Annotated in this window: 23 protein-coding genes; 19 read left to right on the top strand and 4 right to left on the bottom strand. The window is 44.8% G+C overall.

The genetic code is table 11. The features are described 5' to 3' along the window. Positions 1-73 precede the first annotated feature (73 nt). From J4N39_RS07910 to J4N39_RS07850, 13 genes are all read left to right on the top strand, one after another. Entirely contained in the window at positions 74-478 is a 405-nt protein-coding gene (locus J4N39_RS07910) for a GFA family protein (protein ID WP_252017815.1), read from the top strand. 35 nt (positions 479-513) lie between these two features. Continuing rightward, positions 514-834 (top strand): heavy metal-binding domain-containing protein, encoded by a 321-nt coding sequence (locus tag J4N39_RS07905; RefSeq protein WP_252017812.1) that lies wholly within the window; start codon positions 514-516, stop codon positions 832-834. 88 nt (positions 835-922) lie between these two features. Continuing rightward, positions 923-1,291 (top strand): VOC family protein, encoded by a 369-nt coding sequence (locus J4N39_RS07900; RefSeq protein WP_252017810.1) that lies wholly within the window; start codon positions 923-925, stop codon positions 1,289-1,291. A 67-nt stretch (positions 1,292-1,358) separates the two neighbouring features. Continuing rightward, positions 1,359-1,580 carry a VF530 family protein gene (locus J4N39_RS07895; protein ID WP_252017808.1) on the top strand — a complete coding sequence of 74 codons (222 nt, stop codon included), beginning with the start codon at positions 1,359-1,361 and terminating at the stop codon, positions 1,578-1,580. 56 nt (positions 1,581-1,636) lie between these two features. Beyond that, positions 1,637-2,413, top strand: coding sequence for an aminoglycoside phosphotransferase family protein (locus J4N39_RS07890; protein ID WP_252017806.1), 777 nt, complete (start codon positions 1,637-1,639; stop codon positions 2,411-2,413). A gap of 53 nt (positions 2,414-2,466) precedes the next feature. After that, positions 2,467-3,198, top strand: coding sequence for an SDR family oxidoreductase (locus J4N39_RS07885; protein ID WP_252017804.1), 732 nt, complete (start codon positions 2,467-2,469; stop codon positions 3,196-3,198). 104 nt (positions 3,199-3,302) lie between these two features. Continuing rightward, a complete protein-coding gene (locus J4N39_RS07880; protein ID WP_252017802.1) occupies positions 3,303-4,145 on the top strand; it encodes an alpha/beta hydrolase family protein in 843 nt (280 codons plus the stop codon). Continuing rightward, a complete protein-coding gene (locus J4N39_RS07875; RefSeq protein ID WP_252017800.1) occupies positions 4,142-4,429 on the top strand; it encodes a hypothetical protein in 288 nt (95 codons plus the stop codon). Before J4N39_RS07880 ends, J4N39_RS07875 begins: the two co-directional genes overlap by 4 nt. 50 nt (positions 4,430-4,479) lie before the next feature. Next, positions 4,480-4,989: a GNAT family N-acetyltransferase gene (locus J4N39_RS07870; RefSeq protein ID WP_252017798.1), complete on the top strand. Its 510-nt coding sequence runs from the start codon at positions 4,480-4,482 to the stop codon at positions 4,987-4,989. 72 nt (positions 4,990-5,061) lie between these two features. Next, positions 5,062-5,394, top strand: a complete 333-nt coding sequence (locus J4N39_RS07865) for a zinc ribbon domain-containing protein YjdM (RefSeq protein WP_252017796.1) — start codon at positions 5,062-5,064, stop codon at positions 5,392-5,394. 147 nt (positions 5,395-5,541) lie between these two features. After that, positions 5,542-5,880, top strand: coding sequence for a hypothetical protein (locus J4N39_RS07860; protein ID WP_252017794.1), 339 nt, complete (start codon positions 5,542-5,544; stop codon positions 5,878-5,880). A gap of 23 nt (positions 5,881-5,903) precedes the next feature. After that, positions 5,904-6,593: an SDR family oxidoreductase gene (locus tag J4N39_RS07855; protein WP_252017792.1), complete on the top strand. Its 690-nt coding sequence runs from the start codon at positions 5,904-5,906 to the stop codon at positions 6,591-6,593. Between the two features lie 95 nt (positions 6,594-6,688). Then, the gene (locus tag J4N39_RS07850; protein WP_503061866.1) at positions 6,689-7,138 is read left to right on the top strand and encodes a YHS domain-containing (seleno)protein; all 450 of its coding nucleotides are present in this window, start codon (positions 6,689-6,691) and stop codon (positions 7,136-7,138) included. A 43-nt stretch (positions 7,139-7,181) separates the two neighbouring features. On the opposite strand, the gene J4N39_RS07845 is transcribed toward J4N39_RS07850, so the two are convergent. The 3 genes from J4N39_RS07845 to J4N39_RS07835 all read right to left on the bottom strand — a co-directional run bounded on the left by J4N39_RS07845 (position 7,182) and on the right by J4N39_RS07835 (position 8,885). After that, a complete protein-coding gene (locus tag J4N39_RS07845) occupies positions 7,182-7,703 on the bottom strand; it encodes a YeeE/YedE family protein (protein ID WP_252023667.1) in 522 nt (173 codons plus the stop codon). Between the two features lie 6 nt (positions 7,704-7,709). Continuing rightward, the gene (locus tag J4N39_RS07840; protein ID WP_252017789.1) at positions 7,710-8,132 is read right to left on the bottom strand and encodes a YeeE/YedE family protein; all 423 of its coding nucleotides are present in this window, start codon (positions 8,130-8,132) and stop codon (positions 7,710-7,712) included. A 231-nt stretch (positions 8,133-8,363) separates the two neighbouring features. Beyond that, positions 8,364-8,885 carry a DUF2058 domain-containing protein gene (locus J4N39_RS07835; protein WP_252017787.1) on the bottom strand — a complete coding sequence of 174 codons (522 nt, stop codon included), beginning with the start codon at positions 8,883-8,885 and terminating at the stop codon, positions 8,364-8,366. Between the two features lie 110 nt (positions 8,886-8,995). Here J4N39_RS07835 and J4N39_RS07830 point away from each other — a divergent pair, with 110 nt between their 5' ends. The 5 genes from J4N39_RS07830 to J4N39_RS07810 are packed head-to-tail and all read left to right on the top strand — an operon-like array spanning position 8,996 to position 11,965. Beyond that, entirely contained in the window at positions 8,996-9,424 is a 429-nt protein-coding gene (locus J4N39_RS07830) for a GNAT family N-acetyltransferase (protein WP_252017785.1), read from the top strand. Beyond that, positions 9,424-9,792 carry a VOC family protein gene (locus tag J4N39_RS07825; protein WP_252017783.1) on the top strand — a complete coding sequence of 123 codons (369 nt, stop codon included), beginning with the start codon at positions 9,424-9,426 and terminating at the stop codon, positions 9,790-9,792. Before J4N39_RS07830 ends, J4N39_RS07825 begins: the two co-directional genes overlap by 1 nt. A gap of 30 nt (positions 9,793-9,822) precedes the next feature. Further along, the gene (locus tag J4N39_RS07820) at positions 9,823-10,521 is read left to right on the top strand and encodes an aspartate/glutamate racemase family protein (RefSeq protein ID WP_252017781.1); all 699 of its coding nucleotides are present in this window, start codon (positions 9,823-9,825) and stop codon (positions 10,519-10,521) included. Next, on the top strand, positions 10,508-10,990 hold the full coding sequence (locus tag J4N39_RS07815) for a GNAT family N-acetyltransferase (RefSeq protein ID WP_252017779.1): 483 nt from the start codon (positions 10,508-10,510) through the stop codon (positions 10,988-10,990). Before J4N39_RS07820 ends, J4N39_RS07815 begins: the two co-directional genes overlap by 14 nt. A gap of 33 nt (positions 10,991-11,023) precedes the next feature. After that, entirely contained in the window at positions 11,024-11,965 is a 942-nt protein-coding gene (locus J4N39_RS07810) for a CE1 family esterase (RefSeq protein ID WP_252017777.1), read from the top strand. A gap of 370 nt (positions 11,966-12,335) precedes the next feature. Here J4N39_RS07810 and J4N39_RS07805 read toward each other — a convergent pair whose 3' ends face one another. Continuing rightward, positions 12,336-13,298: a calcium/sodium antiporter gene (locus J4N39_RS07805; RefSeq protein WP_252017775.1), complete on the bottom strand. Its 963-nt coding sequence runs from the start codon at positions 13,296-13,298 to the stop codon at positions 12,336-12,338. A 331-nt stretch (positions 13,299-13,629) separates the two neighbouring features. Here J4N39_RS07805 and J4N39_RS07800 point away from each other — a divergent pair, with 331 nt between their 5' ends. Further along, positions 13,630-15,255 (top strand): mechanosensitive ion channel family protein, encoded by a 1,626-nt coding sequence (locus J4N39_RS07800; protein WP_252023665.1) that lies wholly within the window; start codon positions 13,630-13,632, stop codon positions 15,253-15,255. Positions 15,256-15,402: the final 147 nt, after the last annotated feature.

Raw genomic sequence — 15,402 nt, 5'->3', positions numbered from 1 at the left:
AGAGCTTATCTTAAGTGACTAAGATGGATTAGGCTTGATGCCAAAGGTAAGTTGAATATTAAGGGAGGGCATTATGGATATTACTGGAGAGTGCTTTTGTGGCACTGTGTCGTACAAGATCTCAGGCAAGCTTCATGATGCTCGCTCATGTCACTGTTCACGATGTCGTAAAGCATTTAGTTCGCAGGCATCGGCTTATGCTTTGGTCAAAGATGATGAATTCGAGTGGGTAACTGGCGAAGAGAAGCTGACCTCCTATGTAGGGAAGCATGGATTTGGCTTACAGTTTTGCTCGATATGCGGGTCGACCTTAGTTGGCGTGTTTGACGGCAATGTTCACGGTGTGACATTAGGGTGCGTCAATGGCGACCCAGAGGTGACGCTAAGTCGACATATCTATGTCGATTCCAAGGCTTCTTGGGAGCTTATCGCTGATGGCATACCACAATATAAAGCTGCTGGGCCCGAAAGGAATTGATAATTGATATATCAAAACAAATCACTGAGGTATAAATGATTTTTACAACGACAGAATATGTACCAAACCGTGAGATTGAAGCAGTATTAGGCGTAGTGACGGGTAACGTCGTGCAGTCTAAACACATTGGCCGAGATATTATGGCAGGTCTCAAAGGGATCGTTGGTGGTGAACTTAAGGGATATACCGAGATGTTGACCGAAGCGCGTAATACGGCGATTCAACGTTTGGTTTCCGACGCTAATGATCTTGGTGCAGATGCGATAGTCGGTATTCGATTTACCACCAGCGCAATCATGGACGGCTCGTCGGAAATTATGGCATTTGGTACTGCGGTGAAACTAAAGGCCGATTAGATATCACTCTCAAATTTTTCTGAGTGGTTTGTCAAAGTGCAGTGATGGTGAATATTCTAGCCAGATAGTGATGGTATGGAGTAGGTTCATGATCTTAAATCATATTTCTTTGGGAACAGAAGATGTTGGTTTAGCAGCCACATTCTATGATGCCGTATTAGAAACTTTGTCGATAAAGCGCACCCATAGCATTGAAGGTGTTGCCATCGCCTATGGTGAACAGTTCGAATTTTGGGTTGGCTTGCCAACAGAAGGGCGGCCAACGGCAGGTAATGGCGTGCATATCGCTTTTAATGCGCCGGATAGGCAAGCGGTTGATAAGTTCTACCAAGTGGCCCTGAACCATGGTGCAACTTGCGAAGGCAAGCCTGGGCTTCGGCCTGAATATGGTGAAACATACTACGCCGCTTTTGTCCGTGATCTTGATGGGAACAAAATTGAAGCTGTTAATAGCTAAGTGATGAGGTGTTTTAGTGGGAGTTCAGGTAGTATGGCGCATTAATTGAGGCTAACTGGACTTTGTGATGAGCCAAGAACAACCAAATAACCCGCTGCATGGGGTAACGCTTGAAATGATGTTGGTGCGATTGCAGGAGCATTATGGATGGGAAGGCTTGGATGCTGAAATTCAGATCAACTGTTTTTACAACAATCCATCAATCAAATCTTCTCTGAAGTTTTTGCGTCGTACGCAGTGGGCCAGAGATAAAGTAGAGGCGCTCTACTTGGATACATTTTGCAAGTAATACATTATTGGGTGCTATAAATTAGCGCCCAATTTTTACAATCAACTAGGAGAATTATGGAAGAACTTTCTGGCGGAAGAGAAGCGGCAATATATCGCAAGGGAGACGTTATTTATCGTAAAGCACAGCGGTTTAGCCCGACAATTCATCGAGTCCTTGAACACCTACACTCCCAAAACTTTTTACAATCCCCCCAGTTTTTAGGCATTGATGGACCTTATGAGAAGCTCTCTTATGTCGAGGGTGACTGTTACAACTACCCACTTCGAGGAGCTATTGCATCGGATCAAGCGATTATCTCTTCAGCCAAGCTTCTGCGTAGCCTTCACGATGCAACGGTCTCTTTTATTCACCAGAATGACATTGAGCAAATGGATTGGATGTTAGAGGTTAGAACACCCGTTGAGGTGATATGCCACGGCGATTTTACGCCTTATAACGTGGCATTAAAGGGCAACGAAGTGACGGGTGTGTTTGACTTTGATACCGCACACCCTGGGCCAAGAATTTGGGATCTTGCGTATTCTATCTACTGCTGGTCACCATTTAAAACAGACCCAAACGATAAGCTAGGCAGTCTTGACGACCAAATTGCTCGTGCCAAGCTGTTTTGTGACAGTTACGATGCCTCAACATCGATGCGTCAGCAACTTGCGGCAGCCATGATTGAACGCCTTCAAGCCTTAGTTGATTTTATGCGCCAGCAAGCCGCTCAAGACAATCAACAGTTTGCACAAGATATAGAGCAGGGTCACTTAATCGCTTATCTCAATGATATTGAGTACATTAAGGAGAATCGTGTTGCGATTACACGGGGCTTGTTAGGTTCTTAATATAGGGCCGCTTTTTAATGAATAGCTCTCACTAAAAGAATAAGGAATTTCAGATGGATAAAGTTGCTATTGTGACGGGTGGTAGCCGCGGAATAGGCGCAGCGACATCAAAGCTGCTGGCAACGCAGGGGTATGCTGTGTGTGTCAATTACCTCAGTAACCAAACTCGTGCAGAGCAAGTGGTGCAAGATATCCTTGACCAGGGCGGCGAAGCATTTCATTTTCAGGCGGACGTTTCCATCGAAGAGGAAGTCTCGCAATTGTTTAGTGCAGTATCTAAGCGGTATGGGCGAGTCACTCATCTAGTGAACAATGCTGGGATCTTGTCCACCCAATCTCCGCTTAAAGAGATTGACTATGCCCGTTTTAATCAAATCATGGCGTCTAACGTCGGCAGTTGTTTTCTCTGCTCAAAAGCCTTTATCAACCAGCAAGATGCTAGTGGAGCAATAGTGAATGTCTCTTCTGCGGCTTCTCGGATTGGCGCACCATTTGAGTATGTAGATTATGCAGCGTCAAAGGGTGCCATGGATACCCTTACTAAAGGGCTATCATTAGAGCTTGCATCAGAAGGTATTCGTGTCAATGCGGTGCGTCCAGGCTTTATCTACACTGAAATGCATGCAGATGGTGGGGAACCTAACCGGGTAGATCGCCTTGCTCCCAACATACCAATGCAGAGAGGTGGCAGCGCAGAAGAGGCGGCACAGGCGATTGCATGGCTGCTGTCGGATGATGCATCTTATGTCACGGGCACCTTTATCGACGTGGCTGGTGGTCGATAACTTGCTGATTGTTTTAACTAGGTCGAATTTTAACTAGTGGCTCGGAGATAATATGCGCTCAGTTGTTTAATATGGGCGCAAATTCCTAAATTGAGCAAGGTGTTATGAAGATCCTTCCACCGTTACTCGTCTCTGTTTGTGTAGCGTCTACCAGTGCTATCGCCAATAACTATGGTGATATCGTCAAAATTCCCTTGCAAGAAGATGATGGACAAATTCTGCTTGAAGCTCGAGTGTTTAAGCCTACTGGGGACGGGCCATTCCCTACCGTCATATTCAGTCATGGCTCAACTGGGCCAAATGCAATTCCGTTAGACTACACGGTTAACCCTTGGGTGTTTGGTGACTATCTTAACCAGCGCAATATTGCATTGATTGCGCCTATGCGACGAGGCAGAGGAAACTCTCAAGGTCAGTATGAAGAAGGTTATACCTGCTCTCCTGAAGGGATAGAGAAAGGTATTAACTATGCCGACAAATCACTAGATGCCACATACCAGTACTTAGTCGGCCAGCCTTGGGTCGATAAGAGTAATCTTGTTTTATCGGGTAACTCTAGGGGCGGGATACTATCGCTCGTTCATGCAGCAAGGCAGCCCGAAAAGTTTGTTGGTGTGATTAACTTCTCTGGTGGCTGGGTAGGTGATGTATGCAAATACCAAAATGTGTCGCCCAACGAGTCCATATTGTCAATGATTGCCAAGTCTCTCAAAACACCAACGTTATTTATCTATGGACGAAACGATCCTTATTACGCTGACCAGACTATTCAAAACATGGTTAAAGCGTATACGGATGCCGGTGGTAACGTCGATTTTAAGTTTTACTCCTTCGGTCAGGGTGTCTCTGGTCACAATGTGTTTTACGAACAGTTAAGTCGTTGGAGTAATGCCGTTGAGCGCTATCTCGAACAAGTGATGGAAAATAAATTGGAGGGACGCAAATGAGAAAATTATGGGTATTAGTTGCAGTATTGGTTGTAAGTGCGCCATGGGCTGCGAAGGCGGATATCAAGCTCAATCTAAGCTGTGAAGGAGAGGTTTACGTTTGTTCTTTGACTCCTTTTAATGAAACCCATATCGAAGTGGGTGTAACGGAAGAAATCGCTCGTTATAAAACTGCCAAGTTATGTCAGGAATCGCAAGGTGAATACAGTATTTTCTGTAAGCCCCAAGATGCAGAGTGCAAAAAGAGCTCAATCTCACTTGGACTGGGTGACGCCTTTAAGTAATCTATTTGTGGCTATCGGCGATTTGTTTGGATTGAAGGGAAAACAAAGTGATGGACATTCGGTTTGGCAGATTAGGGGACATTGAAGGTATCACCAAAATCTTCAATTACTACATAGAGCACACCAACGCACGTTTTGAAACTCAGCCTCTGAGTGTGAGTAACCGAACCGATTGGTTTGCCCATTTCTCTCCTCAAAGCAGATATCAGATATTTGTGATGGAAGATGAACAGGAGATTTTGGGGTTTGCTTGCTCTCAGCCTTACCGACCATTAGAGGCATTTGATGATACTGCTGAAGTGAGTGTCTATCTGTCCCCTCATGCGGTAGGTAAGGGGGTAGGAAAGAAGCTTTACACCGCACTATTTGAGGCTCTTGCACAATCTGGTTTACATCGGGTGCTGTCAGCCATTGCACTCCCTAATGAGGCTTCTGTTCGATTGCACCAATCCTTCGGTTTTCGAAAAGTGGGTGTTTTCGACCAATATGCCAAAAAGAACGGTGAATACATCAGTTCACTATGGCTAGAGAAAAGGTTGGAAGTAAAAGATAACAATTGATAGGTGATGGCAAAACAACTTTAGAGGGTTTATCATGCGCCTCCTGATTTCGAAAACACAGAAGTGATCATTATGTCTTTCCCTCCTTGCCCAAACTGCAGTTCAGAATACGTTTACCCAGATCAAGACAATTTGGTCTGCCCTGAGTGCGCCTATGAATGGAACCCAAATGAAGTTCAGGACGATGCAATTACGGTCAAAGACGCAAATGGCACCCTGCTGGCTGAAGGCGATAAAGTGACGGTTGCTAAGGATCTGAAAGTGAAGGGCAGTTCAATGGTGATCAAGATTGGCACCAAAGCAGTGATTCGTCGCATCAAAGATGGAAAAGACCATCAACTAGACTGCAAAGTCGATGGTGCGGGTGAAATGATGGTTACCGCCGCATTTGTGAAGAAAGCCTAGCCGCCAACCAGATAGGCCAAGTGTTGCAATGATGCTTGGCCGTACAAGATCGTTTGGTTTCTACACTCATATCCTTGAAGCAACTCTAAAATATCTAGACTAACTTAGCGTATGATATGCACCTTGTTACGTTACTAAGGGGTAAACATGCTCGGTTTACTTGCGTTTATTGTCATTACTCAGGGCGTCCTAATACTCGGACTCCATTTGAGCAGTATCTTTATTGGATTGCCGGAGCTTAATTTTGTTAGTGACTATTTCTTCTACTCTTTAGTGCTTCAGTGGTCACTCGCTACTTTGCTAATGGTCTCTTCACCAAGTAACCAGCGACACATGAAATATAGCGCTTCCAAGGCCACTAAGGTTGCTGCGTCAATGGCTGAAGAGCCAGAAACTGATCATTTGTTACAAGGTATCAATGGCAATTTAGGTGTTAAACTATACCTTTCTGGTGCGGTCAGTTTGCTGGTGTGCTTTTTACTTTAATTTGCTGAAGGGAAATATCTATCGTGGGCAAGGAAACCATATTTATCACAGGTGCGAGTCGTGGGATTGGTCTTGAGTTAACCAAACAATTTTTGCGTGCTGGCAATTGCGTCGTTGCAACGTATCGGAACCAAATATCTCAACAGCTTCATGATCTTAGCGCAAATGAAAACCTAACCTTGGTCGAACTGGATGTTTCGAATGAGCAATCGATTAACGAACTCTCCAGCAAGATCAAACTGGAACACATCGATCTACTTATAAACAATGCGGGTGTGATCGGCCCCGAGCAGCAATCACGACAGGATGTACGCTCACAGCCTTGGTTAGAGACATTTGCCGTGAATACCATCGCACCACTGTTAGTTAGCGAGGCCCTGCTGCCATGGCTAGAGAAATCCAACAATCCTCGGATCCTGACTATCTCAAGTCAAATGGGTTCACTTAATCGTGAAAGTACTGGCATGTATGCTTATCGAAGCTCAAAAGCGGCGGTGAATAAGGTGATGCAAGTGCTTGCAATTGAGTTGCGAGATAAGCGAATCACGGTATGCCCAGTCCATCCTGGGTGGGTAAAAACAGATATGGGTGGGGAAGAGGCTGATATCAGTGTCGAGCAGAGCGCTGCTGGCATTCTCGCTTTGGCCGATAAGGTCTCATTTGCTCAATCGGGCACATTTTTCACTTGGGAAGGTGAGGTTCACGATTGGTAGGTGGGGATGTTTTTCGTCTAGGCTTAGTCGACGTGAAATTTTCTTAACGTTTTACGTATCCTTCTATTAAGACGTTTAAAACACGGAGAGTGCAAATGATATCGATACCACGCATTTGGGGGCTGTTTGTGTTGGCTATGGTGTTTGCCAAACCAGCGCTGGCGTTAGATCCTGTTTACAATGATTTTTTTGGTAATGCGATAAAAGGATATGACCCAGTAGCCTACTTTACCGTCGGTAAGGCGACGAAAGGGGATAGTGACTTTGTTTATGAGTGGCAAGGTGCAGACTGGAAGTTTTCATCACAACAAAACCTTGAGGCATTTAAGGCAAACCCAGATAAATATGCGCCGCAATATGGTGGTTACTGCGCTTGGGCTGTCAGTAAAGGATATACTGCCAAAATAGATCCACAGGCGTGGCATATCCACGATGGGAAACTCTACTTAAACTACAGCAAGTCTGTACAAGCGGATTGGCTAGAGGACATACCGGGCAATATTGCCAAAGGGGACCGTAATTGGCCAGCGCTACTGGCAGAATAAGAAACTATAAGGGCTAAGTATCAAATACTTAGCCCTTTGAATTTTAGCGGGCATTGACTTGTGCAGTCACACCAGTGTTAGAGGTAGTCAATGGCGTCGGGTTTTTTCTGTACCCAACGAAGGGGAGTGGAAAGCGACCCGCAAGGTATTGGCTTGCGTGGACCATGCCGACGAGCATACTCAGTATGAACGCTAAAATGACGTTGCTGCCACCACTCATGCTGGCCACGGCAGGCCCCGGACAGATACCAACTAACCCCCAGCCAACACCAAATATCGCAGCGCCAGACAGCAGGGTTCCATCCACCTTGGTATTCGTCGTCCATTTGAATTCGTCACCGCTAATGGCTGTTTTTCTTGGCTTGATCAGAAGGTGATAAAATGGGACGAATACCGCCAATGCACCCCCCATAACAAAAGCCAGTGCAGGATCCCAGTTACCAGTAAGATCTAAAAATGCTATTACCACTTTAGGGTCCACCATGCCTGAAATAGTCATTCCTGCGCCAAAAAGAAGCCCAGAAATCATGCCAACCGTAATGCGGATCTTCTTAGATTTCGACATTGACATTTAGAGTACCCCCAGCGTTCGACGAATGAAAACGACAACAATTGCAGCGGCCATGAACGTCAGCGTTGCAGCGATGGAACGTTTAGAAAATCGACCCATACCGATGATGCCGTGACCACTAGTACAGCCGTTACCTAAACGTGTACCAAAGCCCACCAATAAACCTGCGAGAACAACGATTAGGAGGTTATTGTCGCTGACATCAGGCAGTGCGAAACCGAAGGGTGCCACAATCACGGCACTTAAGATCATTCCAGTAAGAAATGCCGCTCTCCAACTTGATTCATGCTTAGGTGGATTTAACAAACCACCAATCGCACCACTGATACCAGCCACCTTGCCACTAAACAGCATTAGAAGCCCTGCCGATAGGCCAAGTAACATGCCGCCAAACAGCGCATGCCAAGGAATGAAAAGCTCCACTGATAGTCACCTCTATTTATACCGATGGGAGTGAACGAGGGGCATAATTAAAATTAGCACCTCCTAATATTCTGGTATGATGAGTTAATAGGCTAAATTAGTCAATACTAATTTAGCGTTTGATTGTGTAAATTTGTTTCGAGGTTTCGAACACGCTGGGTGAGGTTTAGTGATCAGCGGGCACAAAAAAGGGCTCGAATTCGAGCCCTAGGTGTGATTAGTTCGTTGCAACTACCACATGAGATCATCTGGTACAACGAAGTCTGCATACGGGTCATCTTCATCGATAGCGTCTGTTTCAGGTGCTTTTTGATCGATGATGCTTTCTTCATCACGTTGTGCGATCTTGTTTGCGACACTGCTTGGGATCACAGCATAACTCTCGTTATAGCGTGCGATGGCAAGAATGCCCTTAGCGAGTTGGTCACGGACTAAGGTTTCAACGTAGAGAGATTTAACTAAGGTTCCATCGGTAAAATTGTATTTGATGTCTCCATCTTTAAGATCAATCTTGTTCATCTCAATCAGCTGTTTAACCTGAGCTTGGACTTCTTTGCTTAGGCGCTCTTGTTTTTGTTGTGCAACCAACTCTTTGTCTCGTTCTTGCTGTTGGCGCTTTTGCTCTTCAACAGCAGCCTTAACTTCTTTCGCCTGAGTGCGAGACTTTTTCGATCCTTTTTTGGCTTTTTTTAGTTTTTTTTCATTCACTAAGCCAGCTTTAAGCATTTGCTCTTGCAGCGATAATTTTGACATGGTAAATCCAATCTAATCAGTTTGCCGATATTTTACGGACTCATTTGCAGCAAATAAAGACCTGTTATCGATGAGGTGGGTGCTTTGTAACAAAATAAAGGGATATTGCTATGGTCATGATTCGACAAATGGGTATCGATGATACTGATGGTGTTCACCGAGTGAGTCAGTATTTAGGGTACAGTCCACGTAGTATGGATCAGACAAGAGCTTCAATTGAGACAATCTTAGCTTCACCTACTGATGTCGCTTTTGTCGCCATAAAAGACCAACAAGTTGTTGGTTGGATTCACTGCGTTACTGCACAGCGTTTAGCGTCGGCAAGCTTTTGCGAAATTGTCGGCTTGGTTGTTGCCCCAACACAGAGAAACTGTGGGGTCGGTAAGGCGTTAGTGAACCATGCAATGAATGACCAACCGGGTGTTTGGCGGGTTAGATGCAATGAGGCCCGCACACAGTCACACCAGTTCTATCAGGCGCTAAACTTCACACAGAGCAAAACTCAGTGTGTCTTTGAAATACAGTACAAGGAGACGTAATGCCAGAGTTGAACAAGATCGACCATATTCATATTTATGTTCCCGATCCTTTAGAAGCCGAGGCTTGGTATCGGGAGGTGATGGGTTTTGAACGAGTCAAAGCGCTTGAGTCTTGGTTTGTAGACGGTGGGCCGCTAACGATAGCAAATGGTGGCGTGCATATCGCAGTCTTTAAAAAGGTAGGCTGTCTAGGCAATACGGTGGCTTTTGGTTGTGATAGCAATAATTACCATGGTTGGAAGCAGCAACTCATCGATAACAAGATAGAGTTTCGTGAAGAAGATCATACCTTGTCTTGGTCACTCTATTTTCGTGACCCGTATGGCAATCCCTATGAGATCACAACTTATGATTTAAGTGAGAATTAATTGAGTTCTCAAAGCTAAAAGGAAATGCAGATGAAAACCATTGGGCTATTAGGTGGCATGTCTTGGGAGTCTACGACAAGCTACTATTCGGCACTAAACCAAGGCATAAAGCAAAAACTGGGTGCACTACATTCGGCAAAAATTTCGCTTTATAGTGTCGATTTTGAAGAGATAAAACAACTTCAACATCAGAATAAATGGGATGAAACCGCCGATATATTGGGACAGGCAGCGCAATCGGTGCAAGCCGCAGGCGCAGATTTTTTACTTATCTGCACTAACACTATGCACAAAGTAGCCCCAGAGATCGAAGCTCAGATTGATATTCCAATTTTGCACATAGCCGACGCGACCGCCTATCAACTAAAGCAAGATGGTGTCACTAAAGTTGGTTTGCTAGGTACTCGCTTTACTATGGAGCAAGATTTTTATAAACAAAGACTTATCGATAGGTTTGGCATTGATGTTGTGGTGCCAACGGCCGATGATCAAACTTTAGTACACGATGTCATTTATCAAGAGTTGTGTCAGGGGGAGATCAAAGATTCATCACGGCAGGCTTATGTCGGCATCATTTCCAAACTTGCTGATGAAGGCGCACAAGCGGTGATTTTGGGTTGCACTGAGATTGCGCTGCTAGTTAAGCAATCGCATACCAAGGTTCCGCTGTACGACACCACTCAGATTCACTCAGAAAAAGCAGTGGAGTGGGCACTTGAAGATCAGTAATGCGGAGAACAGACACAGCCCCGTCTCTTTTGTCCCAGTGAAGTCAGATGAGTTTGAATCTCTGTTCGCTGTGGTTAAAGATGCACTTTTTGGTTTAGTTGATGAGGTGTTTGGTTGGGATGATGAATACCAACGCCATCGGTTGCAGCATGAGTATCAACCCGATTGGTTTTATTGGCTAGAGCATGATAACCAACGTAAAGGAATGATTTGCTATAAATTCGATGGCAGTCATGCTCATGTACATTTGCTGGTGGTGTTCGCTGCGTTTCGCAATCAGACCTTGGGAGAGGCGGCGATGGAAAAAGTCATCCAACTTGCTCACAAGCGTGATAGCGACAAAGTGACGTTATCAAGTTTCCTTTCCAATAGTGCAGCGATTCGCTTTTACTTACGATTGGGGTTTGAGCAAAGTCCAAGTGATGAAAATTTTTGCACCATGCAGCTCAGCTTAGCCTCAAGGATCTAAACTTATATTAAGTCAGGTCTCTAGGTGATTGATATGATTCGATTGTCGCTTCAAATGGTAAAACTGGTGTTGGGTTTGGTGCTGTTAACCTGGGTGCAAGTCGTAAATGCTTCTCCTGAACACGTAAAACATTACCTTAAGATTGATGGTTTAGAGAGAAGCTTTTACCTTTATCAACCTGAAGCGAATGTAGAGACGAAAAAGCCAGCACTAGTGATGGTATTGCATGGAGGTGGACGGGGAGATGGTGAAACCCCTTCAAAATACTTTGGTTTTAATCAATTGGCCGACAAGCATGGCTTTATAGTAGTTTACCCCAATGGTGTTGATGCGTTTTGGCGAGATGGGCGAGGGTATACCCACAGAGGAAAAAGCCAAGGGCAAGTCGATGATGTCAGTTTCATTCGCCAGCTTATCGATCACTTAGCGCTGAACTTCTCCATTGATATAAGCAAGGTCTACCTAACGGGTATCTCTAATGGTGGCATGATGAGCTTTCGTTTAGCCTGTGAAATCCCACAATACTTTGCTGCAATTGCACCCATCGCTTCAAACATGCCGCTCAACATTGTTGCCACTTGTAAGCCCGAGAACTTCGTCCCCATGTTGATCATGAACGGCACTGATGACCCACTGGTGCCATACTACGGAGGTTCGGTAGGTTATAAAAATAAAACCATGGGTGAAGTGGTCTCAACCTATGACTCGGTAAACTTTTGGGTAAATCACAACCAGTGCAACCTCAACTCAAAAGCTTTCGCTCTCCCTGATATTAACAAAAAAGATAAATCGACAGTCAGTGTCGAGCATTACACCAACTTGGATTCGACCTGCGATGTTTGGCTATATCGAGTTGAAGGAGGTGGGCATACCATCCCTGGTAGCAATATCCCCAATCTGCCTCGGTTGTTAGGGCGCAAGAATATGGATTTCTCCGGTGCTGAGCATGTCTGGCGATTTTTTGAGCGCCACTAGGATGTGTTGATCTCTTATCAGTCGCCCCAGTTTTTTAGTTTATTTTGTTGTTACTTTGAATGTATTTCTGATTACCCACAGATGTTGCGCTGACGTATACTTGGCAAGTTTTAGATAAAGAGCAGAAGACTATGCGAACGTATTATGTGGTTGATGGTGACCTTAGCCCCGGTAAGTACAAGGCTGCTTACCCAAAACTTGCTTTGTGCGAAAAGTGCGTGCGGGATTTTGTTGTAGTCAGTGAAGGAGAAAGAACTTATCAAGCTTGTGATCATTGTGGGGAAGAAGAGTAGCTCATAAGGTACCAATACCTCTGTCATCGATAACAAAGAGCGACACTTAATGCCGCTCTTTTTTATTGATAGCGGGGCTAGCTAGTGAACAACCAAAGGTTATAGCCGATGTAAGTCGAGATAAGGACTATGCCTTCACCTCGACTAATTCTTCCTTGGTGTTTTATGCCGATAGCCATTATGAAAAGCATGCTGGTCAGCACAGTCATCGTGAGCCAATCTCGAGCGAAAAGCTCTGTGTGTAGATTTGCAACGGGTGCTATCGTTCCTGCTATGCCGACTACGGCTAAGCTATTAAACAGATTAGAGCCGACAATATTTCCCAGTGCAATATCGTGCTCGCCTCTACGAGCGGCGATAATTGAAGCCGCAAGTTCGGGAAGCGATGTGCCAATGGCTACAATGGTTAATCCTATGATTAAATCGCTCACCCCCAGCTGCTGCGCAATAGCGACAGCCCCCCAAACTAGTAGCCTTGAGCTGAGGATCAGAAAAACCAGCCCCACAGCCAAACCAACTATGGTTTTCGATAGTTTGAGCTCTGAGTTTGCTAACCCTTGCTCGATATCTTGTTCAAGTGGTTGGTCTTTACTTTTTAGCCCTGCGTATATGCTCCAAACTATCAACATTACAAAACCAGCAAGTAAGGCCAATGATTCGATACGCAGGAGAGCACTGTCTTTCACGACTATGCCAACGCCCACGCTGACCAACAACAAAATTGGCAGTTCTTTCCTTACAATGTTTGATTGCACGGCAATCGGAGAGATAATCGCCGTTAAACCTAGAATTAGCCCTATGTTGACGATGTTTGAACCGAGAGCATTTCCCAGTGCTAACTGAGGGTTACCATCTAAAGCCGCCATGACCGACACCACTATTTCTGGTGCCGATGTCCCAAAACCAACCACCAACATGCCTATCAGCAAGGGGGGCATTCCAGCAATTTTTGCTGTGGCAGCCGCATTGTCAACAAAGCGGTCCGCACTCCACATTAAAACACCAAAACCAACCAAAACAGCCAGTATTGCAAGCGCCATGAAGTAACCTCAATCAGTGATGTAATTAATTAAACCAATGCTATCTAGGTCGTTAACTTTGTCCGGTCACGACCAAAATTTGGGAGGTGTGTTATAAACCCAAATGTGCAAAGTGCATACATTTATTTCGCAGTAGAGTTGCAATTATTAGCCACCTGAACTGGCCACATTTGTTTACGCTTTTGAGACAGAGAGGATGCGATGCAATGTGAGTGTTTACGTGTAATTAACGCACTGATAAATCGAAGATTACTATCTATACTTGATACTAAATGTACCTACTTCTTATGTCAGCGGAGAGTGGCTTGTGACTAGAATTTCAATCAACTGCATGGCGCGAAGCTTGCCGTTGCTTTTAGCGTTCGCATTATTAGTTTTTTCTAGCTTGGTTCTTGCCAATCAAACCAACCGTCTGCAAACGTTGAGTAAAGAACTCGAGGTTTTGGCCGCAAGTATCGAGCAAACCAAGGGAAGTGAACGCGAGGCAGTGTTACTGCAGCTTTTTCAAGTTAACACTGAATTGAGAAGAGTCTTGGCGGATAGCTTTCGCAACAAAACCATCACTTCGGCAGAGTTTATCAAACAAGTACGGACTCAAGAGCAATACGTTAACGGCACATTTACCTACTTAAAATCTACCGCTCAAAAGCTGCTATCTCAAATAGACGAGGCAAAAGTCGAGGATAGACTGCCGATTCTTAGTAATTACAAAGAAGCGCAGACGATACTTGATGGGCTCTATTTAGTGAGTTTACAAAATACACGGTGGCTAGCGCAGGCGGGGTTGGATGAAGAGGCAACCCAAGCCAGAAAATTACTTGAGGAGCGATTATCCAACCGTCTAAGACAGTCATCGGCATCGTCAGAATATCTATCTCAGCAAATAGAGATACTGAATCAGCAAATATCTTCGAGTCCCGATTCAGAAAAAGCCTCGCTCGAGTTAAAGCGATTGGTGGTTAATCAGCGACTCGACATTGCTACAGATACCTTGTCAGCGATGATTAACGTAGCTGGTCAGTTAGGGCAAGACACGTCTGAGTACAAAAAACAGCTGTTTGAGATCACTGGAGATATCACTCAAGACCTACTCGATGTACAAGTAATACAGGCCATTGCATTCAGCTGGATGTCTTCCGTTGGCGATTGGATGAGTAACAATCTATCTCAAGTGCTGATCCAATTGATGGTATTTGGTGCAGTGCTTTTGACTACCTGGTTTGTTGCGAGATTGGTGAAGAAGTTAGTCAGTAATCTTGTTGCAACAGAAAAGCTAGGTTTATCAACACTGATGCAAAATTTCTTCGAATCGATTTCGACGAAAGGTGTCTGGTTTCTAGGCATACTTATGGCGTTGTCGCAAATAGGACTAAACCTCACCCCAGTGTTGACTGGCTTTGGTATTGCAGGGGTAGTTATTGGTTTCGCACTGCAAGATACCTTGTCCAATTTCGCCGCAGGTATGATGCTGTTGATCTACCGTCCTTTTGACGTAGGAGATTTTGTACATGCCGGCGGAGTCGATGGCAAGGTGTCATCAATGAGTTTGGTCAATACCACCATTAAGACATTCGATAACCAAATCATCATTGTGCCTAACGGCAAGATTTGGGGTGATGTGATAAAAAACGTGACTCACGAAAGGGTGAGAAGAGTAGATATGGTGTTTGGCATCGGCTATGGCGATGATTTGCTTAAAGCCGAGACTATACTCACGGAAATTGTCACGTCTCACCCCAGTGTTCTTCGTTCGCCAGAACCCAATGTAAAGGTCCATACATTAAATACATCATCGGTCGATTTTATCGTGAGACCTTGGGTAAAAACGGATGACTACTGGGATGTTTATTGGGATGTGACAAAAACGGTCAAACTCAGGTTTGACCAAGAGGGGATCTCAATACCATTCCCGCAGCAAGATGTGCATTTGCATATGGTGAAAGATGACAATGGCTAAGGGTATTGTGGACATACAACTCAAGCTTGCTAAAATGAGCCCACTTATTCACCAGATTAAATAAGGAGGTAACCGATGAACCAGTGTGCACAATTTTTTGCATACATTTTTGTTTACGAAGCTCGCTCAAGTTTTACCAGCATCGTG

Source organism: Vibrio sp. SCSIO 43136, assembly GCF_023716565.1.
Classification (GTDB): Bacteria; Pseudomonadota; Gammaproteobacteria; order Enterobacterales; family Vibrionaceae; genus Vibrio.
Note: the sequence above shows the minus strand (reverse complement) of the source record. Positions and strands in the feature narration are given on the sequence as shown.